This window comes from Gryllotalpicola protaetiae (assembly GCF_003627055.1).
GTDB lineage: Bacteria > Actinomycetota > Actinomycetes > Actinomycetales > Microbacteriaceae > Gryllotalpicola > Gryllotalpicola protaetiae.
Genome location: NZ_CP032624.1, coordinates 2,665,706 through 2,688,924, shown reverse-complemented (window position 1 = coordinate 2,688,924; position 23,219 = coordinate 2,665,706). Strand labels below are relative to the sequence as shown.

Below are 23,219 nucleotides of genomic sequence, written 5' to 3'. Positions count from 1 at the left end.
GTCACCGGCTGCTCTCCACCCGGTGTCTTTCCCGCCGTAGGCGTATCTGACTTCGGGGAGGCTCCGCAACACCCGCGTAGAAGGCGAGCCCGGTACCGGACTCAAGTTCGTTGACTGTCGTGGACAGCCACACGGTGGGGTGGTCGCCGCCCAACTCGGGCAGTTCGGTGGAGCGGGCGGCGAGCGCGAACACGTCTCTGAGGTGGTCGGCGTCGGCCTGCCCGGCCGTGCGCACATCCACAGGCGCGAGGTCCTCGGCGGACATGAACGACACGGTCTTCTTGCCCTTCGGGTTCCGCAGCCCGTCGAGGACACCCTTGATGACGGCGGCGCGGCCAGCTCGACAAGTTCCGCCTGCGCGGTCGCAAGCTGACCGGCGTCGGCGGTGGGGGCGGCTTTCTTCAGCTCCCCGCTGATCGCTGCGGCTGCCTCCCGCCCGATCCGCCCATCCAGCAGTGCAGCCTCGACCGCGGGGAGCTGCGCCAAGTCGGTGGCTTCAGCGACGAGTTTCTGCGCCTCCTTGCCGGAGGACTTCGTCACCCCGGCCAGCGCAACCGCTGCGGTCTTGAACCCCAGCCGCCGCGCCAGAGAATCCGGGTCGTCGGCCTGCGACCGGCGCGCCACCTCGGCAGCCGCGGCGAGCTTCACCGCGCCCACCTGACGCTCCGCGGCCTCCGCGTCCTCCACGAGCCGGATCAGCTGCCCGTCCGTGAGCACGGCGGGGTCGATGGGCAGGGTCCGCCCGAGGCGCGTGAGCGTCTCGCAGGCTGCGGCACCGATCTTCGACATGCCCCCGAGTCTACTGAGCTGGCATCCACATTGGAAGCAAAACATCCGAATAAATATCCACAACCGCCCCGAGCACCCACAGTTTCACACAGGCCATCGACACCCCAACATCCGCGCCGTCGGCCTCACAGGTCCCACCCGCCGGAGACCTCGATGTCCTGCCCCGTGATCCAGCGCGCCTGATCCGTCACGAGGAACGCAATGACGTCGCCGACGTCCGCCGGCTCGCCGATGCGACCGAGGGCAGTGCGCGCGGCCTGCGGCGCAATCAGCTCTGGGTACTTCTCGAACGCGTCGCCGCCGAGCCTGGTACGCGTGACCCCCGGGGAGACCGAGTTGACCCGGATGCCGCGCACAGCGAGCTCCTTCGCGAGGTACCGCGTGAGCACGACCAGCCCGCCCTTCATCGCGGCGTAGACCGAATACCCGGGCGTCGCCCCGGTGGCGTGTGTCGACGAACTCGTGGTGTTGACGATCGCAGCTCCGTCGGCGACCAGCGGCAGCAGCGCCTGCGTCAGGAACAGCGGTCCCTTGAGCAGCACGCGGTTGAGTTTGTCGTAGTGCTCATCCGTGATCTCCCCCAGCATCGCAACCTCGCCGACACCGGCGTTGTTGACGAGCGCATCGATGCGGTCGGTCTGCCATGTCTCCGCGAGCACCGCACGCACCTGTTCCGCAAACGCAGGGAACGAAGCGGACTCGCCCACGTCGAGCGGCAACGCGACCGCTGTGCCACCCTCGGCCGCGATCGCCGCGACGACCTCGTCTGCACCCTCTGGGTGACTGCGATAGGTGAGGATCACCCCGTACTCCTGCCGCGCGACCGCGGCAGCAGCCGCTTGCCCGATCCCCGCACTCCCACCGATGATGACAGCGACCTTCATGCTCTGACTCCTTGACTTGACGATCAATGTGACCAGTCAAGTCAAAGCGCAGGCATCCGCTCGCCGTAGATCATTGCTGCCGATAACTTGCTCATTCCTGCCTTTTCTGCACCGAATAGCCGGGGCGGATGCTTGACTGAAAGCCATGGACCTCAGCCGGCTCGCCGCCCTGATCGCCCGGCACGCGCCGAGCGGGCAGACACGCATCGGCGACAGCGCGGTCATCTCATCGGTCGGGCGGGAAGGGCCGCCCGAGTTCTCCATGACCGGCACGGTGTTCGTGCTTCTCGCCCGCGGCGGCAAGCGCATCGCGGTCGGCGACCAGGTGCACGAATACCGCCCCGGCCAGTCGTTCATCGCCTCGGTCGACCTGCCGGCCGTTGGCAGCTTCTTCGACGCGACCGCGGAGAGACCCGCGCTCGGCTTCGCCGTCACCCTGAAACCCGCCCTCGTCGCCGAACTGCTGCTGCACCCGGCCGCCGCTTCGCTGCCGCGGCAGCCGCGCGCGGCGACACCGGCGGCGGTGTCGGTCGCCGAGCTCACTCCCGGCATTCTCGACGCCGTGACCCGGATGGCCGCCCTCGCCGGCAGCCCCGACGATGTGCCGGTGCTCGCCCCGCTCGTCGAGCGCGAGCTGACCTGGCTGCTCCTGCGCGGCGCTCACGGTCCGGCCGTGCGCCAGCTCGGCCTCGCCGACAGCAGCCTCAACCGGGTCGCGCACGCGGTCGCCTTGCTGCGCGAGCGCTTCGCGGAGAGCATCCGCATCGACGAGCTCGCGGCAGTGGCGCGCATGAGCCCGTCCGCGTTCCATCGCGGGTTCCAGGCCGTCACGGCCACGAGCCCGATCCAGTTCCAGAAGCAGCTGCGCCTGCAGGAGGCGCGTGTGCGCCTGCTCGCCGGCGGCGGCGACGTCGCCGGGGTGGCGTATGCCGTCGGCTACGAGAGCCCGTCGCAGTTCAGCCGTGACTACAAACGGCAGTTCGGCGCGACCCCGCGCGAGCACGCGGCGGGGTGAAGACTCAGCGCGCGCTGCTCGGATCCGCCGTGCGCGGTGCGGATCCGAGGCGCGCCAAGCGGATCCGAGCAGCGCAGCCGAGCGCGCATAGCCTGAGGCGATGACCGCCGCAGACCTCCGCCTCCCTCTGCGGCGCATCCCCGACTTCCGGAAGCTCTGGGTCTCCAACGCGCTCGGCGACGTCGGCGCCGCGTTCGCGTCGCTGGCGCTCAGCGTCACCGCCGTCGTCGCCCTGCACGCGGGCGCGTTCGAGGTCGCGGTGATCACCGCGCTGGGAAACGGCGCATACCTGTTTCTCGGCGTGCCCGCTGGAGTATGGGCAGATCGGATTCCGGCGAAGCGCCTGCTCGTCACCGCGGACCTCGCCCGTTTCTTCGCGATCGGCAGTGTTCCTGTCGCGTACCTCGCGCACACACTGACGGTGCCGCACCTCATGGTCGCCGCCGCCGTCACGAGTGCGGCGAACGTCGTCTTCGAGGTCGCGCACACGACGGCGCTTCCGCCCGTCGTCGGCCGCGACCGGGTGGCTCACGCATCAGCCGCCTTGCAGGGCGCCGACTCGACCGTCAATGTCGTCGGCCCCGGCATCGCGGGCTGGCTGATCGCGCTGACCTCGGGCCCCATCGCCTTCATCGTCACCGCCGTGATGCACCTCGGCTCGTCGATCAGCGCGGCGCTCATCTCGACGCCGCGCACGCAGGTGCAGGCATCCGCTCACCCGCCGTTCTGGTCGTCGCTGCGCACCGGCGTGACGTTCGTGTTCCGCACGCCGCTGCAGCGCACCTTCGTGCTCGCCGCCGCGACCATCAACTTCGGCGCGGGATTCATCGCCGCGTCCTACGCGCTGTTCGCACTGCGCACGCTGCGGCTGAGCGCGGGGGAATACGGCGTGATCCTCGCGATCGGCGCTGTCGGCGGCATCCTCGCCTCGCTCGTCGCCATGCGCGTGCGGCGCGCGATCGGCGAGATCCGCACGCAGCTCATCTGCTACGCGCTCATTCCGGTCGCGTTCGCGCCGGCGCCGCTCGCGCAGCATCTGCCCGTGCCGCCCGCAGTCTCGATGACCGTCGCGGAGTTCCTGCTCAACCTGATCATCGTCGTCGCCGCGATCAGCAGCGCGGGCGTGTACCCGCGCATCACGCCGGCCGCCCTGTTCGGGCGCGCGACGGCCGCGCGCCGCACCATCACGATGGGGGTGCTTCCGCTCGGCACGCTGCTCGGCGGGGTGCTCGGGGGCTCGATCGGCTATGCGCCGACGCTGTGGGTCGGCACCGGAGTCATCGCCTGCAGCGTGCTCGTGCTCGCGACGTCGCCGATCATCGGGTGGCGCGATCTGCCGACGGACCTGAACCTGCCTGACTAGGGCGGCTACCGCTCGGCCACGCGCGACAGCAGGCCGCCGAGCAACTGGTCGATGAGGCGGGTGGCGAGCTGTCGGTCCGACTCGTGCCCGCTGATCAGGGTGATCCCGCCGATCGCCATCAGGATGTCTGACGGGGACGCGTCGGGGCGCAGCCGGCCGGCTGTGACGCCCGCCTCGACGAGTGCGGTCATCGCCTGCAGCAGTGCTTCCCTGCTGTGCGCGCGCAGGCCGTCACGGGCCGCGAGGATCGCGGGCAGCGCATCCGCCATGCCCTGCTTGGTGAGCATGTAGTCGACGAACTGCTCCATCCAGTCGCGGAGCGCTCCGATCGGCTCCGTGTGTTCGAGCAGTTCTGGCGCTGCGGCGCACAGCTGCTCTGTGCGGCTGCGATAGGTGGCCTCGATCAGGTCATCGCGGGTCGGGAAGCGGCGGTAGAGCGTTGCGATGCCGACGCCCGCCTCAGCGGCGATCGCCTTCATCGAGGTGTCGGCGCCGTCGCGGGCGAAGACCCGAGCCGAGACGTCGAGAAGCCGTTCGTAGTTGGCCTGGGCGTCTGCGCGCAACGAGCGGGGCATCGATCTCCTTTTGCAAGTGGAGCCGGCTCCGCTTATGCTGGAAAAATAAACGGATGCAACTCCGTTTAAAGCATATCGGAGAAAGGCACGAGCATGTCCGAACGCATCACCACACCCTTCGGCCCGCAATCGACCGCCGACGAGGTCATCGCGGGGGTCGACCTCTCCGATCGCCGCGCGATCGTCACGGGCGGCGCCGGCGGCCTCGGCCGCGAGACCGCGCGCGCACTGGCGTCGGCCGGGGCCGACGTGACCATCGCAGCGCGGCGGCTGGACGCCGCCGCAGAGGCGGCGACAGAGATCACCGAGACCACCGGGAACCCGGCCGTGCACGCGGCCCGTCTGGATCTCGCCGATCCCGCCTCCGTCGCCGAGTTCGTCGCCGGGTGGTCCGGCCCGCTGCACATCCTGGTCGACAACGCCGGCATCATGGCGACGCCCGAGCAGCGCACGCCCGAGGGTCACGAACTGCAGTTCGCCACCAACCACCTCGGCCACTTTGCGCTGACCGTCGGTCTGCACGGCGCCCTCGCCGCGGCGGGCGGCGCGCGGGTGGTCGTGCTCAGCTCGGTGGGCCACACCAACGGACCCGTCCGCTTCGACGACCTCGACTTCACCGCCGAGCCCTACGACCCCTGGCTCGCGTACGCCCAGTCGAAGACGGCCAACATCCTCTTTGCCGTCGAAGCAGCCAAGCGCTGGGCCGCCGAGGGCATCACCGTGAACGCGCTCAACCCGGGTCGCATCTGGGGCACGAACCTGGGCCGCCACATCGACACGCCCCCGCAGACCTTCGACCCATCGGGCAAGACCGGAGTATCGGAGAAGAACATCGCCCAGGGCGCAGCCACCTCGGTCCTGCTCGCGGCGTCGCCGCTCGTCGAGGACGTCACCGGACGCTACTTCGAGGACTGCCAGGAAGCCGAGCCGTTCACCCCCGGCATCCGCCGCGGCGTCGCCGCCTACGCCCTCGACGCCGACAACGCCCGCCGGCTGTGGGACCTCTCGAGTCGGCTCACCGGAATCGGAGCATAAGCGGCAGGCGATCGATTCGACCGTGCGCAGCGCTTGACAACCGTTCGCCTCGGTGGTTCATTAGTCGAGTAACTAACCAACGAGGTGCGCATGATCGATGAAGGCAAGCCGATCTTCCTGCAGATCGCGGAGCAGATCGAGAACGAGATCATCGACGGCACCCTGGCCGAAGAGACCCAGGTTCCGTCGACGAACGAGTTCGCCGCCTTCCATCGCATCAACCCCGCCACGGCCGGCAAGGGCGTCAACCTGCTGGTCGACGAGGGCGTCCTCTACAAGAAGAGGGGGATCGGCATGTTCGTCGCCACCGGCGCTCGCGACACGCTCGTCAAGAAGCGCCGTACGCAGTTCGTGGACGACTTCGTGCGCCCCCTGCTCGCCGAGGCCGAGAAGCTCGGCATCGACCCGACGACCCTGAACGGCTTGATCACGGATGCGTCAGCCGAAGCATCCGTGTCAACCATCACCCCCACCGCAGCGACCAACTAGGACCAGAAATGACCAGTGTGATCGAGGTCAGCGACCTCACCAAGCGCTTCGGCTCCATGACGGCGCTCGACAGCATCTCCCTCACGATCCCGACCGACTCCATCACGGGGCTGCTCGGCCGCAACGGCGCCGGCAAGACCACGCTCATGCACGTGCTGACCGGGCAGGACTTCCCGACCAGCGGCGACGCCCGCGTGTTCGGCAAGACGCCGGCCGAGAACGCGTCGGTGCTGCAGCACATCGCCTTCATCAAGGAGAGCCAGAAGTACCCGGACGACTTCAAGCCGTCGCACGTCTTCCGCTCCGCGCCCTGGTTCTTCGAGAACTGGGACGCCGACTTCGCCGCCCAGCTCGTCGAGGACTTCCGCCTTCCGACGAACCGCCGCATCAAGAAGCTCAGCCGCGGGCAGCTCTCCGCCGTCGGCGTCATCGTGGGTCTCGCGTCCCGCGCGCCGCTCACCTTCTTCGACGAGCCGTACCTCGGCCTCGACGCGGTGGCCCGCCAGATCTTCTACGACCGCCTGCTCGCCGACTACGCCGAGTTCCCGCGCACCATCGTGCTGTCGACCCACCTGATCGACGAGGTCGCGAACCTGCTCGAGCACGTGGTCGTGATCGACCAGGGCCGCATCATCCTCGACGCGCCGGCCGAGGAGCTGCGCGGCCGCGCCGCCAGCATCGTGGGAGCGAAGGCCGACATCGACGCGTTCGTGAGCCGCCGCCGGCTCGACGTGCTGCACCGCGACGAGCTGGGCTCCACGGCATCCATGCTCGTCGACGGCGTGGACGAGGTCGTGCGCCTCGACGCCCTCAACTCGGGTCTGCAGCTGACCCCGGTCAGCCTGCAGCAGCTCATCGTGCGCCGCACGGGCGGCGCGCTGGCGCAGGCGACGGATGCCGGCGCCCCCGTTGCCGCTGCGAAGGACGGCGTCTCGCGCCGCGCCCGGCAGGGGGCCTCGCGATGACCGCCGTCGCGCTCGCGGAGCCCGGCGCCCGCGGCTCCGCGGCCGGCACGCCCACCGCAGCAGACCGCATCTGGCGCATCGTGCGCCTGCACTACGCCAACCGCTCGAACTCGATGATCGTGCCCCTCGGCGTCGCCGCCTGCATCTTCGCGGTGTACCTGATCGTGCAGGGCATCATCAACTACTCGACCGGGACGAACGCCGACAGCGGGCAGAGCTACTCGACCGGGCTGGTGTACTTCCTGCCCTATCAGGTCGTCTTCGCGGTGCAGGCCACGAACCTGACGTTCGCGTACGCGCTCGGGCTGTCATCGACACGCCGCGACTTCTCCTACGGCACCTGGCTGATGTTCCTGATCCAGTCGGCGGCCTTCGCCGTGCTCTTCACGGCGCTGTCATACCTCGAGCAGTGGACGACAGGCTGGGGACTGCACGCCGCCATCTTCCAGAGCGTCATCTACGGCACGGGCAGCCTCGGCCAGCGGCTGCTGACCTTCTTCGCCGGCGTGCTGATCTTCCAGTGCCTGGGCTCGGTGTTCGGCGCCGCCTATGTGCGATGGCGGGTCTACGGCATGTACGTGCTGAGCGCAGCCTTCGTCTTCGTGATCCTCGGAGCGGTCGCGCTCTTCACCTTCACCGGCTCGTGGCCGGCCGTCGGCCGCTGGTTCCTCGAGGTCGGGCCGTCGGGCTTCGCCGCCTGGCTGCTCGTGCCCTCCGCACTGTTCGCCGTGATCGGCCACCTGGCGCTGCGCCGGGCGACCCCCAAGAGCTGAGAAGCGAGAAGACCATGACCACGCTCACCGCCGTGCCGCAGGCATCCATCAGCACTCCGTCCGCCTTCGATCGCATCTGGCGCGTCGTGCGTGTGCACTACCTCAGCTGGCGCATGACCCTGCTGTTCCCCTGGGCGATCCTGATCGGCATCCTCGGCGTGAACATCGCGATCTGGTACCTGATCGTGTTCGCCTCGCACGAGAACCACCTGCAGACGCAGTACACGGGGTCGCTGTCGTACCTGTTCGTCTACCAGGCGATCGTCGCCGTGCAGCTGATGAATCTGAGCTTCGGATACGCGCTCGGCATGTCGTCGACGCGGCGCGACTTCTTCCTCGGCACCGGGCTGTTCTTCGTCGTCCACGCGGCGCAGTTCACCGCGGGCATCGTGCTGCTCACCTATATCGAGCAGTGGACGAACGGGTGGGGTGTCGGCGGCCACATGTTCCAGACCGTCTATCTCGGCACCGGCCCGCTCGGGCAGCGCGTCTTCACCGTGTTCTTCGGACTGCTCGCAGTGCTGTTCCTCGGGTCGATCTTCGGCGCGGTGTTCGTGCGGTGGCGCGCGTACGGCCTCTATGCGGCATTCGGGCTCGTCCTGATCGTCCTGCTCGGCGCCGCCGCCATGATCACGTTCACGCAGTCCTGGCCGGAGGTCGGCGCGTGGTTCGTGCGCAACCGCGCGCTCGGGGTCGTGGCCTGGTCTCTGCCCGTGACGGCTTTGTGCGGGGCCATTGGCTTCGTCGCGCTGCGCCGCGCGATCCCCCGCGGCTGACCGCGCTCCCATTCCGAACGCATGCGCTGCCCAGATCCGCCGCGCGCTGCTCGGATCCGGACAGCGCACGGCGGATCCGGACAGCGCAACCGCGCGAGAACTACTTCTTGTCGCGCAGTGAGAGCTGCATCGTCACGGTTCCGAGCCAGCGGTCGAACTTGAATCCGACGCGGCCCATGCGCCCGACCTCTTTGAAGCCGAGCTTCCTGTGCATCGCGATGGACGCGTCGGCCCCCTGGTCGGCGATGACGGCGATGATCTCGCGGATGCCTGCCGCGCGCGCCTTGTCGAGGAGCGCCTTCAGGAGCGGGGTGCCGAGGCCCTTCCCCCGCGCGGCAGGCCCCAGGTAGATCGAGTTCTCGACCGTGTAGCGGTACCCGGCCTTCGCCGACCACGGCGAGACCAGCGTGTACCCGAGGATGTTCCCGCTCGGACTCTCTGCCACCAGGAACGGCATGCCCGCCTTGCGGATGTGATCGAACTTCGTGCGCCACGCGCGCAGCGTCATGGGCTTGTCGTCGAAGGTGACCGTCGAGTTGGTCACGTAGTAGTTGTAGATCTCGCGCACGCTGGGCAGGTCTTCGGCGACGGCGTCGCGGATGCTGTAGGAGAACGGCGCCTCCTGCGGGACGGGCTTGCGCAGGTGGTAGGGCAGCGGGCGTCGCTCCTGGTACTCCTCTTCCAGCATGGGCATCAGCCTATGTCCGCCTGCGCGGGAGAAACGACGCGTCCGCGCGAGGAACTTGCCCCGCGAACACGCGGTTTCACCCGCGCACGAGCGAGGGCGCTAGAGAGACCAGTCGACCGGGGCGGCGCCCTGGGCCGCGAGCAGCTCGTTGGCGCGGCTGAAGGGGCGCGAGCCGAAGAATCCGCTCGACGCGGACAGGGGCGACGGGTGCGCGCTCGCGATGATGGGCGTCTGGCCGAGCAGGGGGCGCAGGGTGCCTGCGTCCCGCCCCCACAGGATCGCGACCAGCGGTCCGCCGCGCGCGACCAGCGAGCGGATCGCGTGCTCGGTCACCGCCTCCCACCCCTTGCCGCGGTGCGAGGCGGGCGCGCCCGGCCGCACCGTGAGCACCCTGTTGAGCAGCATGACGCCGTGCTGCGCCCAGGCGGTGAGGTCGCCGTGGTCGGGGGTCGGGGTGCCGAGGTCTTCCCGCAGTTCGCGGTAGATGTTCTGCAGCGAGCGCGGCACCGGCCGCACGTGCCGCTCGACGGCGAACGACAGGCCGATCGGATGCCCGGGGGTCGGGTACGGGTCCTGCCCGACGATCAGGACCCTCACGTCTGCGAGGGGGTACGAGAACGCCCGCAGCACGTTGGGGCCGGCAGGCAGATAGCCGCGGCCCGCGGCGTTCTCTGCGCGCAGGAAGCCGCCCATCGCGGCGATCTGCGGGGCGACCGGCTCGAGCGCGGCAGCCCAGCCCGGGTCCATGGCGCCGTCTGAGGCGAGCTCGGCGAGCGACTTGCCAGGAGCCATCAGAACTCCAGCACGAGCCACGGCGTGCGCTCCGCGGCGAACGCGCGCTCGAGCGCGAGCGCGGCGCCTGGGGTGCCCTCGGTGATGCGGCCTGCGCGCGCCATGGTGACGGGTGAGACGCCGCCCAGATAGATCGCGGACAGCTCGGTGACAGGCAGGGCGACGGATGCCTCAGCCGAGGCCTCCTCGTCGCCGAGGCTCCGCACATGCCCGACCCCGTCGGCGCCCGCCTCGAGCAGGAAGCGGCCGGCCGCGAACCCGTCGGGGTCGTCGACCTCGAGCACGAGGCGCGTCGCAGCCGCGTAGCGCCGTGCCTCGAGCACAGCCGGCACGTCGAGGATGCGCAGCCAGAGCCGGTCGAGACGGCGTCGGCGTGCGGCGCGCAGGTCGCCGATCCACCAGTTCACGGGCTCGTCGACCGGCCGCTCGAACGCGCGCACCGTCGAGACGAGGTCGAGCTCGAGCAGGAAGCGCCAGAGCGCGGCATCCGCCTCATCGGTCGCGCCGAGCAGGTGCTGCACCGTCACCGTGTGCTTCGTGAAATCCCCCTCGGTCGGCGTGAGGCGGTAGCACGCGAAGCCCTGTGGAACGCCGTCGGCATCGTCGTAGCGCACGGTGCGCAGCGCGGCGCGGTCGTCGCCGTAGAGCCCGATCGCGCGCCCGAGAAGAACCTCGTCGTAGCGCACCGCCCCCGGCTGGAACGCCCGCACCGCGTCGACGATGCGCAGGGCGTCGGGCAGCAGCTGCTCGGGGCCCACGAAGCGGACGCGACCCGAGGCGTCCGGCCCGCTCCACCGCACGCGCTTCGTCTCGATCTCGGTGACGTCGGCGAAGGTGGCGGCGCCGAAGCCGTAGCGGCCGTAGATCGTGGCCTCGCTCACCGTGAGGCCGGCGAGCGGAACACCCTCGGCGGCCGCGGTGCGCAGCTCGGCCTCGAGCATCGCGCGCGCGACGCCGCGGCGGCGATGGGTCGGCGCGACCGTCACCGACGCGATCGACCACAGCGGCACGGTTCCGCCGCCCGGCACGGTCAGCGGCGCGACCCAGCTCTGCGCCGTGGCGACCGGCTCGGCCGGCAGCGGGGCCGCCGGGTCGTAGACGCCCGTGATGCGGCGGCGCGGGGCGTGCGCACGCACCTCGGCGAGCCGCTCGGGGCTCGGCGCGCTCTCGTGGAATCCGCGGAAGTCGGCGTGTAGCCAGGCGTCGCGGGCCGCGGCATCGTCGTGGTCGACGAGCCGCAGCTCGAGGCCGCCGCGCACGAGTCGCTCGGCCGAGACGGGGTCGATGGGCGCGTCGTCGAAGCTCACACGACCACGCTAGCCGTCAGGCGTTCACGGGCGGCAGTGCCGACCAGGGGAAGGCGATCCAGGCATCCGTCTCACGCCACACGTAGTCGGGGCGCAGAATCGTGCGCGGCTTGACGTACAGGCACACGGTGCGCACCTCTGCTCCCATCTCCTCGATGAGCCGCTTCACCAGGTCAAGCGTGCGGCCCGAGTCGCTGACGTCGTCGACGAGCAGCACGCGCTTGCCCGCGAGCGAGCCGCCATCGAGCATCGGCGGCAGCACGACCGGCTCCGGCAGCGTCTTCTCCATCTCGGTGTAGAACTCGACGTTGAGCGCGCCGCAGGCCTTGACGTCCATCGCGTAGGCGATCGCGCCCGCGAGGAGCAGCCCGCCGCGGGCGATCGCGATGACGACCTCGGGCTCGAAGCCCGAGTCGAGCACGTCCTTCCCGAGCACGCGCGCGACGGAGCCGAACTCCGGCCAGCCGAGCACCTCGCGCCCCTGCTCGTCGAAGACCACTTCTGGGGCGCTGGGCGCAGGTGTCGTCATGCGATCACGCTACCTGCCGAGCGGTTAGCATCCGTGAATGACCACGACCTCGCCGGCCCGGGCAGCGTCGCTCGGCGTCTCGGCCTCCCTCATCGGCTGGCTGTTCTGCGTCGAGCTGACGAGCGGCATCCTGCAGGGCTACTACGTGCCGCTGATCAGCGACATCGTGAAGCACCTCGACATCCACGACGCCGACTACAACTGGTTCGACGCGATCCAGCTGCTCGTCTCGGCTCTGGTGGTGCCGATCCTCGCGAAGCTCGGCGACATGCACGGGCACAAGCGCGTGCTGCTCGTCGCGACGGTGATCACCGCGGGCGCGACGTGGTGGCTCGCGTTCGCCGGCAGCTTCACGACGTACCTCATCGCGTTCGCGTTGCAGGGCTTCTACGTCGTGTGGCTGCCGCTCGAGGTGGCGCTCATCTTCGAGCGGGGCAGGCGATCGGATTCCGGGGTGTCTCAGACCCGCAGAGCGGCCGGCCTCCTCGTGGTGGCGCTCGAGACGGGCGCCATCGTGGGGGCGCTGCTGTCCGGCATCCTGTTCACGTCCCTCGGCTCGCTGCCCGCCACGCTCGCCGTACCCGCGGTGTGCGTGACGCTCGTGTTCTTCGCGATCCTGTTCGGTGTGCCGGAGTCGGAGCCGCTGCCCGGGCGCCGTCTCGACTCGACGGGCTTCGCCGTGCTCGCCGTCGCGCTGCTGCTCGTGACCGGCGGCCTGACGCTGCTGCGTCTGAACGGGCCGGGCAGCGTCTGGGTGTGGTTGCTCATCGCGCTCGGCGTGCTGGCGTTCCTGCCGTTCGGGCTCATCGAGCTGCGCAAGGCCGACCCCGCCATCGACCTGCGCGTGATGGCGCGGCCCACGATGTGGCCCGTCATCACGACAGCCGGCCTGCTCGGCATCAGCCTGCTCGGCGCGCAGGCGCCCCTGTCGACGTTCGCGGGGACCGACCCTGCGAACGGGTACGGACTCGGCCTGCCCGCCTTCGCGCGCTCGCTGCTCATCGGCGTCTATCTGATCTCGATGATCATCGGCGCCGTCCTCTTCCCGCTCGTCTCGCGCTGGGCGACGCCGCGGTGGGCGCTCATCATCGCGTCGCTGCTCGTCGGCATCGGATACCTGCTGTTCCTGCCGTTCCACGCGCAGACGCTGCAGGTGCTCGTGAACATGCTGATCGCGGGGCTCGGCTCTGGGGCGCTCATGGGGGCGCTGCCTGCGGCGGCGGCCGCGGCCGCGCCGCGGGGCCAGACCGGCGTCGCCACCGGCATGACGAACACGACGAAGACCATCGGCGGCTCGATCGCGTCGGCGGTGTTCGGGGTGGTGCTGCTCGCGGGCGCATCGACGACGGTGACCTCAACCGCCGCGAGCCTCACGGGCTACATCACGGTGTGGCTGATCTGCTCCCTCGGCGCCTTCGCGGCGACGGCCTTGCTGTTCTTCGTGCCGAAGTCTGCTTTCGCGGACGCCCCGGCGGAGGGCTGAGGCGGGGTCGTCACAAAATCCCACTTCGCACCGTCGAAGTATGACTTTTCGACGACCGGGCGTCGACAGGTCAGAGCCGCGGGGTGAGCTTCCCGCGGTGCACCGCGAACTGGGCGGCCTGCGCGACGGGGCGCAGGACGATGAGGTCCTGGTTGACGTGCCAGGGCTGCTCGAGGGCGGAGACGATGACGGATGCCACATCGTCGGCCACGAGCGGGTGATCGACGCCCTCGTAGATCGCGGCGGCCCTCGCCGCGTCGCCGCCGAGACGGTTGAGCGAGAACTCGTCGGTCTGCACCATCCCAGGGGCGACCTCGATGACCCTGATCGGCTCGCCCCTGAGGTCGAGGCGCAACGCCCCGATGAGCCCGTGCACCGCGAACTTCGCGGCGTTGTAGCCCGCGCCGCCCGCGTACGCCTGAAGCCCGGCCGTCGACGAGACGGTCACGATGTCGGCAGAGCCCGAGGCGCCTGCGGCCGCCCGCAGCAGCGGAAGCAGCGCCTGGGTGACGAGAGCGACGCCGACGACGTTCACGTCGAGCATCCAGCGCAGGTCGTCGATCGAGAGGGAGGGGACGGGGTCAGAGCCGCGCGCCCCTCCGGCGTTGTTGACGAGCGCGTCGACGGCGCCGGTCTCGGCGAGGTACGCGGCGAGCGCCGCGACGTCGGCCTCGCTCGTCACGTCGGCCACGAAGGTGTCGATCGAATCCGATGACGCGGCGAGGGCCGCCAGCCGGTCGGCGCGCCGCGCAACACCGACGACGTTCCAGCCGCGTGCGGCGAACAGCCGCGCGGTCGCCTCGCCGATGCCGGAACTGGCGCCGGTGACGACGACGCGCTTGACCTCACTCATAGCTCAATTGTGGAGGCTCCAAAGCGGGCACCGTACCGTTGATGACGATGACGGCAACCGAAACCACCCGGCAACCGACAGCCAAGACGAAGCGCACGCCCTTCTGGGACAACGCGCGCTGGATCGCCGTGACGCTCGTGATCATGGGGCACGCCACCCTCAAGCTGATCTCGGCGAGTGACGTCGCCTACGCCTTCTACCTCTTCGTCTACACCTTCCAAGTTCCGGTCCTGGTGCTGGTCAGCGGCTATTTCGCGAAGGCCGAGCCACCGAACGGGCGGCAGCTCAAGCGGCTGCTGACCGACATCGTGCTGCCCTATCTGATCTTCCAGTCGATCTGGATCGTCATTCAGTGGGCCGTCGAGCCGAAGCATCCGTTCACGCTCGACTACACGAGCGCGAAGTGGACGCTGTGGTTCCTCATCGCCCTCGCGATCTGGCGCCTGGTGCTGCCATATCTCGCAATGTTGAAGTTCCCGTTCCTCATCAGCGTGCTGATCTCGTTCGTCTCGGGCTACGCGAACAGCGCGGACGACACGCTGTCGCTCGCCCGCGTCGCGGCCCTGCTGCCGTTCTTCGTTCTCGGGTGGGAGCTGCGCCGCCGCAGCCACTACGCCCGCCGATGGATCGCCGCGCGCCCGCGGGTCGTGTGGCCCGTGCGCGGAGTCGCGGCCGCCATCCTCGTCACCGCCGGCGTCACCATGTACTTCGGCATCGACGTGTGGCGCGACCTGCTCGTGCGGCGCTTCCTTCTCTTCGACGAGCAGTACTCGAACTTCGGCTACGACCAGTGGTGGGCGGGCTTCGTGCGGCTGCTCGTGATCGCCCTCGCGCTCGTGATGACCTTCGCGGTGCTCGTGCTCGTGCCGAGGCGCCACACGATCTTCACCGAGTGGGGCTCGGCGACGATGTACATCTACCTGCTGCATCCGTTCTTCCTCTATCCGATCCGCGAGTCGGGCTGGCTCGAGGACAACTCGAACGTCCCGGTGCTCGTCGGCATGGTCCTGCTGTCGATCGCGGTCGCCGTGCTGCTGTCGCAGAGATTCGTCAGACGCGCGTTCCGGCCGCTCGTCGAGCCGCGCGCGCGGTGGCTGTTCCACCATCGCCGGGCGCCAGCGTGACGTGTTATGTCGCGGTGATTGCGGGGCGGATGCCTGACTTCTAGCCTCGGTGCGAACCCGAGACTCATCCCGCAAGGAGCACCGATGACCGCCGATCCCACCACGTGGAAGTTCGAGACCAAGCAGATCCACTCGGGCGCCGCGCCCGACCCGACGACGAACGCCCGCGCGACGCCGATCTATCAGACCACCTCGTACGTGTTCAACGACTCGGACCACGCGAAGAACCTGTTCGCGCTGGCCGAGTTCGGCAACATCTACACCCGCATCCAGAACCCGACGCAGAACGTCGTCGAAGAGCGCCTCGCCGCGCTCGAGGGGGGCACCGGCGCCCTGCTCGTGGCGAGCGGCCAGGCCGCTGAGACCTTCGCCGTGCTGAACATCGCGCAGGCCGGCGACCACATCGTCTCGTCGAGCTCGATCTACGGCGGCACCTACAACCTGTTCAAGTACACGCTCGCGAAGCTCGGCATCGAGACGACCTTCGTCGTCGACCAGGACGACCCCGACGAGTGGCGCCGCGCGGTGCGCCCGAACACGAAGCTGTTCTTCGCCGAGACGATCGGCAACCCGAAGATCAACGTGCTCGACATCGAGACCGTCGCGGGCATCGCGCACGCGAACGGCGTGCCGCTCATCGTCGACAACACGATCGGCACCCCGTTCCTGCTGCGCCCGATCGAGCACGGCGCCGACATCGTCATCCACTCGGCGACGAAGTTCCTCGGCGGCCACGGCACCACCATCGGCGGCATCATCGTCGACGGCGGGCGCTTCCCGTGGTCGGAGCACGCCGACAAGTTCCCGGGGCTTACGACCCCCGACGAGTCGTACCACGGCGTGGTCTACACCGACGCGGTCGGCGACGGCCTCGCCTTCATCATCAAGGCGCGCGTGCAGCTGCTGCGCGACCTCGGCTCGGCGATCGCGCCACTGTCGGCGTGGCTCTTGATCCAGGGCCTCGAGACGCTGTCGCTGCGGGTCGAGCGCCACGTGCAGAACGCGCAGGAGATCGCGGAGTTCCTCGAGCGCCACCCCGACGTGGCGACCGTCAACTACGCGGGCCTGCCGACGAGCCCGTGGTACGCCGCCGCCAACAAGTACACGCCGAAGGGCGCGGGTGCCGTGCTCTCGTTCGAGCTCAAGGGCGGCGTCGACGCCGGCAAGGCGTTCGTCGACAGCTTGAACCTGTTCAGCCACCTGGCGAACATCGGCGACGTGCGCTCGCTCGTGATCCACCCGGCGTCGACGACGCACTCGCAACTGACCCCGGAGCAGCAGCTCACCACGGGTGTCACCCCGGGCCTCGTGCGCCTCTCGGTCGGTCTCGAGAACATCGACGACCTGAAGGAAGACCTCGAGATCGGCCTCGCGGCCGCCCGCGCGGTCACCCTCGCCGCGCGCAACGCCTGACCCCGGCATCCGCGCGATACGGACTCATCCGCGCGCTACGGCGCCACCCAACACGCGGTGGCGACCGTAACGCGCGGATGAGCACGTCGGCGCGCAAATAGGATCCCCCTATGGAGTGGCAGACCGCCGAAGACACGGTGCCGTCGAGTTTCATCACCGACGCGCAGATCCGCTCGCTCCTCGGCAAGCCGCCCGCAACGGGCGCCTGGCGCGAGAGCGACCCGATCGGGAACCGCCGGTTCATGGGGATCGGCGCGTTCGGCTTCGAGAGCGGGCAGTCGCTGCCGTTCGTGCGCATCGCCTACGAGACGTGGGGCGAGCTGAATGCGGATGCCTCGAACGCGGTGCTCGTCGAGCACGCCCTGACGGGCGACAGCCATGCGGTCGGCGAGGCCGGCGACGGGCATCCGACCTCGGGCTGGTGGCAGGGCATCATCGGCCCGGGGAAGGCGATCGACACGGACAGATGGTTCGTGGTCGTTCCCAACATGCTGGGCGGATGCCAGGGCACGACGGGCCCCGCATCCGCAGCCCCCGACGGTGAGTCGTGGGGCGCGCGCTTCCCGTTCACGACGATCCGCGACCAGGTGGCCGCGCAGGCGGCGTTCGCCGACAGGCTCGGCATCGCGAAGTGGGCGGCCGTCATCGGCGGCTCGATGGGCGGCATGAAGGCGCTCGAGTGGGCGGTCGGCTACCCCGAGCGGGTCGAGCGGCTCGCGGTGATCGCCGCTCCCCCGGTGACGACAGCCGACCAGGTGGCGCTCAACTCCGTGCAGCTCGAGGCGATCCGCACCGACCCGCTGTTCCACGGCGGCGACTACTACGACGCGGCCGACGGCGAGGGGCCGCATCGCGGTCTCGCTCTCGCCCGCAGGATGGCGCTGCTCAACTACCGCAGCCCCGACGAGCTGAACGCCCGCTTCGCGCGCAGCTGGCAGAGCGACATCAACCCACTGGGCGCGGGCGGCCGCTTCGCGGTCGAGTCGTACCTCGACTTCCACGGCAACCGCTTCACCCGCCGGTTCGACGCCAACAGCTACATCACCGTCGTGCAGGCGATGAACTCGCACGACGTCGGCCGCGACCGCGGCGGCGTGGCGGCCGCGCTCGAACGCATCACCGCCCGCACCGTCGTCGTCGGCATCGACACCGACCGCCTCTTCCCCGTGGAGGGCCAGCGGGTCATCGCGGCCGGGATCGCGGGGAACATCGACGGCGGTCACGCCGTCGTCATCCGCTCGGAGTACGGTCATGACGGGTTCCTCATCGAAGACGAGCTCATCGGCGAACAGCTGACCCGGCTGCTTGTCGAATGATCGCCCGGGTCCCCGCATGAATCGGATCTCCAAAGAGCGCGACCGCCTGCTCGCCGCCGCCGCGCGCGTCTACGGCGCGCTGACGACCCTCACCGCGATCGTCTGCTTCGTCCTGCCCTACGCGATCGAGCCGACCTGGGTCGAGGTGACGGTCGTCGGGCTCCTGCTGGTCGCGCTGGTCGGGTTCCTGTACCTCAGGGTCACGAGCGGCATCTGGTGGATCATCGGCATCGACGCCTTCGCGATCGCGGCACTGATTCTCGTCGGCACGGCCGACCCGAGCGTCGCCAACTCGGCGACCGCGTACGGCATCGGCGTCGTCGCGGGCGGCTCGGTCGCCGGCGTGGGCATCATGCTCGGGACGACGGGACCGCGCATGGTGCTCTACGTGGTGACGCTGTTCGCGTCGATCGCGGCGCTCGTCATTCCCGACAGCCACACCGAGTTCAAGTTCCACACGATCGCGATCGGCGTCGCCGGCTGGGTGTTCTGCACGGTTCTGGCCCTCTGGCTCGGCCGCATCGTGCCGCAGGCGATGCGACGCATCGCCAACATGAGCGACGCCTACCGCGCAGAGCGGGCCGCGAGCGAGACCGAGGCGCGCCGCCGGCAGGGCGCACGGCTGCTGCACGACACCGTGCTCGCGACGCTCACGCTGCTCGCGCACTCCGGCGTCGGCGTCGGCGAGACGTCGCTGCGCGAGCAGGCCGGCGAGGATGCCGCGCTGCTGCGCCAGCTGCGCATGGGATTCACGCCGAACCCCGCGGCGAGCGGCGAGTACAAGCTGCGGCCGGTCGAGGAATCCACCCTCGGCAACACCCTCGAGTCGGTCAAGCAGCGCTTCCGCCGCATGGGACTCGAGGTGACCTGGCACGGCAAGGGCCAGGTGCTGCTGCCGAGCGACACCCTCGACGCGTTCCTGCTGGCTCTGTCGGAGAGCCTCGAGAACGTGCGCAGGCACTCGGGCGTCGGCGAGGCGCACGTGACGATCACAGACGACGACCAGAGCGTGCGCGCCATGGTGACGGACGACGGCGTCGGCTTCTCTCTCGACCAGATCGCCCCCGGCCGGCTGGGCTTCAGCGAGTCGATCGTCGCGCGGCTGCGTGACGTCGGCGGCGACGCCCGCCTGTTCTCCGCGCCGGGGAGCGGCACGACCGTCGTTCTGGAGGTCCCGAAGTGAGCCACGTCGCCGCGCCCCCGCCCGTCGCCGAGTCGGTCCCGAGCGTCGATCGCCTCTCGAGCGGCCTGAACCTCGCTGCGAACGTCGTCCTCGCGCTCTGCTTCCTGTTCTTCATCGCCGACATCGCCTCCGTCGCGGTCCTGCCGCTCGACATCGCCGCCTGGGTCATCCTGATCGTGGTCGTGACGCTCACACAGCTCCGTACGGCCCGGCGCGTGCAGCTGCCACCGAGCTGGTACATCTACGCCCGCATCCTGTTCGCCGTCGTGCTGGTGCTCGACGTCTTCGGCGTGCTCGGCGAGGTCGGCAAGTCCGTGTGGGGCCCGTTCCCGACCGCGGCGATGGGCGTCGGCGCCGGCCTCGCGATGTTCGCGACCACCCAGAAGGGCCGCAGCATCCTGATGGCGGCCGCCGCCCTCGGCATCCTGCTCGTCGCCGACATCGTGCTCACGGCGAAGACCGCGTACGCCTTCGATCTCGCCCCCGGCATCGTGTCGATCGCGATCGCCGTGATCCCGCCGATCCTCGCCGTCGCGATCGTGCAGTCCTTCCGCAACATGGTCGAGTTCCAGTCCGACCTGTCGCAGGCCAAGGGCACCACCAGCGGCGCGGGCGCGAGCCTCGGCATGACCGCCTCCGAGCAGCTGGTGCGGCTCGACGCCCAGGCGGAGAAGCTGCTCGACGACGTGGCGAGCGGCCGGACGACGCTTCCGCTCCCCGACGAGATCGCGGAAGAGGCGTCCGCCATCGCCACCCAGCTGCGCATGAATCTGGTGGCGGGCAAGAGCGAGACCTGGCTGTACCACGCGCTGACGGAGTCCTCCGTGCTCGGGTCGATCACCTCGATCGACGACCCGGAAGGCCTCGCAGCCGGCCTCGCCCCCGACCAGCGCGACGGCCTGCTCACGTCCATCTGGATGTTTGCGGGCGACGGCGAGCGGGTAGCCCAATCGCTGACGGTGACCGTCCGCCGGTCGAGCGGGGCCGCAGGCCAGAACCAGCGGCTCGCGATCACGCTCGAGCTCATCGGTGTGCCGAAGCGGCGCATCGACCCGGCGGCATGGCAAGCTATCAGCCGAGTGGGGCGTTATTCGGATTCGTTCCAGAGTCCCACTCTGAGAATTGATGTCGATTGCGCGCTCGACGTTGTCGCCGATCGCTGACATCCCAAGAGAAGGAAGCGCTGTGACTGGCCAACCCATTCGGATCGCGATCGTCGATGACCACCGCATGATCCTCGGCGCGCTGACCGAGTGGATCCGCAACGCCGCCGACGACATCGAGGTCGTCTCCGCCGTCGCCACGTGGCCCGAGCTGCTCACGAGCCCGGCGTTCCCCGTCGACGTCGTGCTGCTCGACCTCGACCTCAAAGACAACATCCCCGTCTCGGTGAAGCTGTCCGCGCTCAAGACCGCCGGCGCCCGCACCGTGCTGATGAGCGCGTACTCCGACCCCAATGTGGTGCGCGAGGCTCTCGCGGCCGGCGCGCTCGGCTACGTCGTCAAGAGCGAGGACGCCGCGATGATCGCCGAGGCCGTGCGCTCGGCCCTCAGCGGCGAGACCTTCGTGTCTGCCGAGCTCGAGGTGCTGCTCAACGAGTCCGAGGGCTCCAGCCCCAAGCTGTCTGCGCAGGAGCGCCGTGTGATGGCGCTCTACGGCGCGGGCGAGCCGGTCAAGTCGGTCGCCTACAAGCTCGGCATCAGCGACGAGACGGCGAAGAGCTACTTGAAGCGCATCCGCGAGAAGTACCGCCTCGCGGGTTTCGACGTGGGCACCAAGGTCGCGCTGCGCAAGCGCGCCATCGCCGACGGCATCCTCTTGCACAACGACTGACGGCTTCGTCCTTTACGTGGTCGGCAGGTTGTTGACCGTGTCGGTGAGCTGCTGCAGGAACGGCCCGAGCCAGCTGCCCAGCCAGATGCCGACGCTGATCAGCGACCCGACCGAGGCCGCGATGAAGACCCAGATCGGCGCGAGCCCGCGCGGTGCGGCCACGCGCCGCACGATCACGCTGCGGCCGATCACGTAAACCCCGATCGTGGCGACGAGCGCGAAGAACGCGAAGCCCCAGTGGAACGGCCGGACGACGCCGATACGCGTGAGCCGCTTCCAGTCGAAGTACGCGAGCACGATCGACGCGGCGATCGACGCCCAGCCGAGAACGGTGCTCAGCCAGTAGGCCGGGCCGAGGAACGCCAGCGCGTCCGGTGGCGCGACGGGTGTGGTCTGCCCGGCATCCGTCGCCTGCTGCACCTGGTTGATGTAGTCGATGAACGGGCCCGTCTCGACGTGCACGAACCACACCGCGAGGCCCCCGACCAGCGGCAGCAGCGCGAGGATCCAGATGAGCGGGCCGTAGATCGGCGCCCCCTCCGGCAGCCGCTGCCGCACGGCCTGGGCGTTGGCGGTCGCCACGTGGTCTGTCCACTGCCCGCCGTCCCAGAATCGCTGGGCGGAGGGGTTCCAGGGGTCCGGGTACCAGCCGGGCGTCGCGTTGGTCACACCGGCAGGCTAGCGGGTGAACGGATGCCTCAGGCATCCGTCTTCGCCGACCGTCAGCGCACCGCGGGAAGCGACAGCTCGAGGGGCCGCGTGTGGGCGCGCAGCCGGCCGGTGCGGCGCTCGACGAGGAACGACGCCGACGCGATCACGAGGCCGAGCAGCGTCAGCACGAGGCCGATCCAGACCGGCGCGCGGTAGCCGAAGCCGAACGAGATCACGACGCCGCCGAGGTAGGCGCCGAGCGAGTTGCCGATGTTGAACGCCGAGTGGTTGAGGGCGGCGGCGATCGAGTGGGCGTCGTGCGCGACATCCATCAGCCTCGACTGCACCGCGGGCGCGACGGCCGACGCGGCCGCGCCGACCAGGAACACCCCGATGATGAGCAGCACGGGGATGCGGGCGAACAGGCCGGTGAACGCCAGCGAGACCATCACGGCGCCGAACGACGCGAAGATCGTGAGCTTGACCGAGTAGTCGCCCGCGCGACCGCCGGCGAGGTTGCCGACGAACATGCCGAGGCCGCAGACGACGAGCACGAGCGGCACCCACGGCTGCTGCGGCAGGTGCGCGACGTCGGTGACGAGCGGGGCGATGTAGGTGTACAGCGCGAAGAACCCCCCGAACCCGATCGCGCCCATGCCGAGTGCGAACCAGAGCTGCGGATGCCGGAACGCACTCAGCTCGCGCCGGAACGTCTGCTCGGGGTTGCCCGGCTGCCACGGCACCGCCGCGGCGATCGCGACGAAGGTGAGCGCGAACAGGCCGGCGACGAACAGGTAGGCGACCCGCCAGCCGTAGGTCTCGCCGACCCAGGTGATCGCGGGCACGCCGACGATGTTCGCGACCGTGAGGCCGGTCATGACGAACGCGACGGCGCGCACGCGCTTGCCCTCGCCCATCAGGTCGCCTGCGACGAGCGAGGCGATGCCGAAGTAGGCGCCGTGCGGCAGTCCGCACAGGAAGCGGAAGACGAGCAGCGAGCCGAAGTTCGGCGACAGCGCCGCGGCGACGGTCGCCACCGTGAAGGCGACGAGCAGCCACAGCAGCAGCTTCTTGCGAGGAAGCTTCGCCGCGCTCGCGGCGATCGTCGGGGCGCCGACGACGACGCCGAGGGCGTAGGCGCTCACCATCCAGCCGGCGCGCGCGTTGGCATCCTCATGGTTCGCCGCCCAGAGCTGCGGCAGCATCGCGTGCGCGATGTCGGGCAAGAGGCCCATGGCGACGAACTCGGTCGAGCCGATCGCGAAGCCGCCGAGGGCGAGCGCGATCAGGGCGAAGCGGATTCGAGCCGGCGAGAGCACCGCCGACCCGGCGGCGGTGCGGGGCATGGCGTCGATTCTACGCGAATCTCGAATCGATTCGACC

At 69.7% G+C, this 23,219-nt stretch carries 24 protein-coding genes; 14 read left to right on the top strand and 10 right to left on the bottom strand.

Annotated features, from left to right (window positions below; all coding sequences use genetic code 11):
* Position 1: 1 nt before the first annotated feature.
* Complete coding sequence (locus tag D7I44_RS18600; RefSeq protein WP_245979609.1) at positions 2–265, bottom strand: hypothetical protein; 264 nt, start codon at positions 263–265, stop codon at positions 2–4.
* 649 nt (positions 266–914) lie between these two features.
* Positions 915–1,673 carry an SDR family NAD(P)-dependent oxidoreductase gene (locus D7I44_RS13000; RefSeq protein ID WP_120789883.1) on the bottom strand — a complete coding sequence of 253 codons (759 nt, stop codon included), beginning with the start codon at positions 1,671–1,673 and terminating at the stop codon, positions 915–917.
* Positions 1,674–1,818: 145 nt separating this feature from the next.
* On the opposite strand from D7I44_RS13000, the gene D7I44_RS12995 reads away from it, so the two are divergent.
* Together D7I44_RS12995 and D7I44_RS12990 are read left to right on the top strand one after the other, a co-directional pair.
* The gene (locus tag D7I44_RS12995; protein WP_120789882.1) at positions 1,819–2,688 is read left to right on the top strand and encodes an AraC family transcriptional regulator; all 870 of its coding nucleotides are present in this window, start codon (positions 1,819–1,821) and stop codon (positions 2,686–2,688) included.
* 100 nt (positions 2,689–2,788) lie between these two features.
* Complete coding sequence (locus D7I44_RS12990) at positions 2,789–4,051, top strand: MFS transporter (RefSeq protein ID WP_120789881.1); 1,263 nt, start codon at positions 2,789–2,791, stop codon at positions 4,049–4,051.
* A gap of 5 nt (positions 4,052–4,056) precedes the next feature.
* Here D7I44_RS12990 and D7I44_RS12985 read toward each other — a convergent pair whose 3' ends face one another.
* On the bottom strand, positions 4,057–4,626 hold the full coding sequence (locus D7I44_RS12985; RefSeq protein WP_120789880.1) for a TetR/AcrR family transcriptional regulator: 570 nt from the start codon (positions 4,624–4,626) through the stop codon (positions 4,057–4,059).
* Between the two features lie 93 nt (positions 4,627–4,719).
* Here D7I44_RS12985 and D7I44_RS12980 point away from each other — a divergent pair, with 93 nt between their 5' ends.
* The 5 genes from D7I44_RS12980 to D7I44_RS12960 all read left to right on the top strand — a co-directional run bounded on the left by D7I44_RS12980 (position 4,720) and on the right by D7I44_RS12960 (position 8,664).
* Complete coding sequence (locus tag D7I44_RS12980; protein ID WP_120789879.1) at positions 4,720–5,661, top strand: SDR family NAD(P)-dependent oxidoreductase; 942 nt, start codon at positions 4,720–4,722, stop codon at positions 5,659–5,661.
* 90 nt (positions 5,662–5,751) lie between these two features.
* Positions 5,752–6,150 (top strand): GntR family transcriptional regulator, encoded by a 399-nt coding sequence (locus tag D7I44_RS12975; protein WP_120789878.1) that lies wholly within the window; start codon positions 5,752–5,754, stop codon positions 6,148–6,150.
* A gap of 8 nt (positions 6,151–6,158) precedes the next feature.
* Positions 6,159–7,115 carry an ABC transporter ATP-binding protein gene (locus D7I44_RS12970; RefSeq protein ID WP_120789877.1) on the top strand — a complete coding sequence of 319 codons (957 nt, stop codon included), beginning with the start codon at positions 6,159–6,161 and terminating at the stop codon, positions 7,113–7,115.
* The gene (locus D7I44_RS12965; protein WP_120789876.1) at positions 7,112–7,888 is read left to right on the top strand and encodes a hypothetical protein; all 777 of its coding nucleotides are present in this window, start codon (positions 7,112–7,114) and stop codon (positions 7,886–7,888) included. Before D7I44_RS12970 ends, D7I44_RS12965 begins: the two co-directional genes overlap by 4 nt.
* A gap of 14 nt (positions 7,889–7,902) precedes the next feature.
* Positions 7,903–8,664, top strand: a complete 762-nt coding sequence (locus tag D7I44_RS12960; RefSeq protein ID WP_120789875.1) for a hypothetical protein — start codon at positions 7,903–7,905, stop codon at positions 8,662–8,664.
* 100 nt (positions 8,665–8,764) lie between these two features.
* Here D7I44_RS12960 and D7I44_RS12955 read toward each other — a convergent pair whose 3' ends face one another.
* From D7I44_RS12955 to D7I44_RS12940, 4 genes are all read right to left on the bottom strand, one after another.
* A complete protein-coding gene (locus D7I44_RS12955; protein WP_120789874.1) occupies positions 8,765–9,352 on the bottom strand; it encodes a GNAT family N-acetyltransferase in 588 nt (195 codons plus the stop codon).
* 99 nt (positions 9,353–9,451) lie between these two features.
* Positions 9,452–10,144 carry a uracil-DNA glycosylase gene (locus tag D7I44_RS12950; protein ID WP_120789873.1) on the bottom strand — a complete coding sequence of 231 codons (693 nt, stop codon included), beginning with the start codon at positions 10,142–10,144 and terminating at the stop codon, positions 9,452–9,454.
* Positions 10,144–11,451 carry a GNAT family N-acetyltransferase gene (locus D7I44_RS12945; protein ID WP_120789872.1) on the bottom strand — a complete coding sequence of 436 codons (1,308 nt, stop codon included), beginning with the start codon at positions 11,449–11,451 and terminating at the stop codon, positions 10,144–10,146. Before D7I44_RS12945 ends, D7I44_RS12950 begins: the two co-directional genes overlap by 1 nt.
* Before the next feature lie 16 nt (positions 11,452–11,467).
* Positions 11,468–11,980 (bottom strand): phosphoribosyltransferase, encoded by a 513-nt coding sequence (locus tag D7I44_RS12940; RefSeq protein WP_120789871.1) that lies wholly within the window; start codon positions 11,978–11,980, stop codon positions 11,468–11,470.
* A 37-nt stretch (positions 11,981–12,017) separates the two neighbouring features.
* Between D7I44_RS12940 and D7I44_RS12935 the strand changes: the two genes are divergently transcribed.
* On the top strand, positions 12,018–13,463 hold the full coding sequence (locus D7I44_RS12935) for an MFS transporter (RefSeq protein ID WP_120789870.1): 1,446 nt from the start codon (positions 12,018–12,020) through the stop codon (positions 13,461–13,463).
* A 70-nt stretch (positions 13,464–13,533) separates the two neighbouring features.
* Here D7I44_RS12935 and D7I44_RS12930 read toward each other — a convergent pair whose 3' ends face one another.
* A complete protein-coding gene (locus tag D7I44_RS12930; protein WP_120789869.1) occupies positions 13,534–14,316 on the bottom strand; it encodes an SDR family NAD(P)-dependent oxidoreductase in 783 nt (260 codons plus the stop codon).
* 47 nt (positions 14,317–14,363) lie between these two features.
* Between D7I44_RS12930 and D7I44_RS12925 the strand changes: the two genes are divergently transcribed.
* The 6 genes from D7I44_RS12925 to D7I44_RS12900 all read left to right on the top strand — a co-directional run bounded on the left by D7I44_RS12925 (position 14,364) and on the right by D7I44_RS12900 (position 21,185).
* Positions 14,364–15,440, top strand: coding sequence for an acyltransferase family protein (locus D7I44_RS12925; RefSeq protein ID WP_162940269.1), 1,077 nt, complete (start codon positions 14,364–14,366; stop codon positions 15,438–15,440).
* An 84-nt stretch (positions 15,441–15,524) separates the two neighbouring features.
* The gene (locus D7I44_RS12920) at positions 15,525–16,853 is read left to right on the top strand and encodes a bifunctional o-acetylhomoserine/o-acetylserine sulfhydrylase (protein WP_120789867.1); all 1,329 of its coding nucleotides are present in this window, start codon (positions 15,525–15,527) and stop codon (positions 16,851–16,853) included.
* 110 nt (positions 16,854–16,963) lie between these two features.
* The gene (gene metX, locus D7I44_RS12915; protein ID WP_120789866.1) at positions 16,964–18,169 is read left to right on the top strand and encodes a homoserine O-acetyltransferase MetX; all 1,206 of its coding nucleotides are present in this window, start codon (positions 16,964–16,966) and stop codon (positions 18,167–18,169) included.
* A gap of 16 nt (positions 18,170–18,185) precedes the next feature.
* Positions 18,186–19,352, top strand: coding sequence for a sensor histidine kinase (locus D7I44_RS12910; protein ID WP_120789865.1), 1,167 nt, complete (start codon positions 18,186–18,188; stop codon positions 19,350–19,352).
* A complete protein-coding gene (locus D7I44_RS12905; RefSeq protein ID WP_120789864.1) occupies positions 19,349–20,515 on the top strand; it encodes a hypothetical protein in 1,167 nt (388 codons plus the stop codon). Before D7I44_RS12910 ends, D7I44_RS12905 begins: the two co-directional genes overlap by 4 nt.
* Positions 20,516–20,582: 67 nt before the next feature.
* Entirely contained in the window at positions 20,583–21,185 is a 603-nt protein-coding gene (locus D7I44_RS12900) for a LuxR C-terminal-related transcriptional regulator (protein WP_245980328.1), read from the top strand.
* 12 nt (positions 21,186–21,197) lie between these two features.
* On the opposite strand, the gene D7I44_RS12895 is transcribed toward D7I44_RS12900, so the two are convergent.
* Complete coding sequence (locus tag D7I44_RS12895; RefSeq protein ID WP_120789862.1) at positions 21,198–21,854, bottom strand: DUF2510 domain-containing protein; 657 nt, start codon at positions 21,852–21,854, stop codon at positions 21,198–21,200.
* Positions 21,855–21,907: 53 nt separating this feature from the next.
* Positions 21,908–23,182: an MFS transporter gene (locus tag D7I44_RS12890; RefSeq protein ID WP_120789861.1), complete on the bottom strand. Its 1,275-nt coding sequence runs from the start codon at positions 23,180–23,182 to the stop codon at positions 21,908–21,910.
* Positions 23,183–23,219 lie beyond the last annotated feature (37 nt).

Bases quoted from the DNA above. Each gene is read 5' to 3' on its own strand.
- D7I44_RS12950 (WP_120789873.1), bottom strand. From the start codon at position 10,144: ATGGCTCCTGGCAAGTCGCTCGCCGAGCTCGCCTCAGACGGCGCCATG.
- D7I44_RS12940 (WP_120789871.1), bottom strand. From the start codon at position 11,980: ATGACGACACCTGCGCCCAGCGCCCCAGAAGTGGTCTTCGACGAGCAG.
- D7I44_RS12890 (WP_120789861.1), bottom strand. From the start codon at position 23,182: ATGCCCCGCACCGCCGCCGGGTCGGCGGTGCTCTCGCCGGCTCGAATC.
- metX (WP_120789866.1), top strand. From the start codon at position 16,964: ATGGAGTGGCAGACCGCCGAAGACACGGTGCCGTCGAGTTTCATCACC.
- D7I44_RS12955 (WP_120789874.1), bottom strand. From the start codon at position 9,352: ATGCTGGAAGAGGAGTACCAGGAGCGACGCCCGCTGCCCTACCACCTG.
- D7I44_RS12930 (WP_120789869.1), bottom strand. From the start codon at position 14,316: ATGAGTGAGGTCAAGCGCGTCGTCGTCACCGGCGCCAGTTCCGGCATC.
- D7I44_RS12935 (WP_120789870.1), top strand. From the start codon at position 12,018: ATGACCACGACCTCGCCGGCCCGGGCAGCGTCGCTCGGCGTCTCGGCC.
- D7I44_RS12920 (WP_120789867.1), top strand. From the start codon at position 15,525: ATGACCGCCGATCCCACCACGTGGAAGTTCGAGACCAAGCAGATCCAC.
- D7I44_RS12990 (WP_120789881.1), top strand. From the start codon at position 2,789: ATGACCGCCGCAGACCTCCGCCTCCCTCTGCGGCGCATCCCCGACTTC.
- D7I44_RS12965 (WP_120789876.1), top strand. From the start codon at position 7,112: ATGACCGCCGTCGCGCTCGCGGAGCCCGGCGCCCGCGGCTCCGCGGCC.
- D7I44_RS18600 (WP_245979609.1), bottom strand. From the start codon at position 265: ATGTCCGCCGAGGACCTCGCGCCTGTGGATGTGCGCACGGCCGGGCAG.
- D7I44_RS12925 (WP_162940269.1), top strand. From the start codon at position 14,364: ATGACGGCAACCGAAACCACCCGGCAACCGACAGCCAAGACGAAGCGC.
- D7I44_RS12985 (WP_120789880.1), bottom strand. From the start codon at position 4,626: ATGCCCCGCTCGTTGCGCGCAGACGCCCAGGCCAACTACGAACGGCTT.
- D7I44_RS12960 (WP_120789875.1), top strand. From the start codon at position 7,903: ATGACCACGCTCACCGCCGTGCCGCAGGCATCCATCAGCACTCCGTCC.
- D7I44_RS12910 (WP_120789865.1), top strand. From the start codon at position 18,186: ATGAATCGGATCTCCAAAGAGCGCGACCGCCTGCTCGCCGCCGCCGCG.
- D7I44_RS13000 (WP_120789883.1), bottom strand. From the start codon at position 1,673: ATGAAGGTCGCTGTCATCATCGGTGGGAGTGCGGGGATCGGGCAAGCG.
- D7I44_RS12980 (WP_120789879.1), top strand. From the start codon at position 4,720: ATGTCCGAACGCATCACCACACCCTTCGGCCCGCAATCGACCGCCGAC.
- D7I44_RS12970 (WP_120789877.1), top strand. From the start codon at position 6,159: ATGACCAGTGTGATCGAGGTCAGCGACCTCACCAAGCGCTTCGGCTCC.
- D7I44_RS12900 (WP_245980328.1), top strand. From the start codon at position 20,583: ATGATCCTCGGCGCGCTGACCGAGTGGATCCGCAACGCCGCCGACGAC.
- D7I44_RS12975 (WP_120789878.1), top strand. From the start codon at position 5,752: ATGATCGATGAAGGCAAGCCGATCTTCCTGCAGATCGCGGAGCAGATC.
- D7I44_RS12995 (WP_120789882.1), top strand. From the start codon at position 1,819: ATGGACCTCAGCCGGCTCGCCGCCCTGATCGCCCGGCACGCGCCGAGC.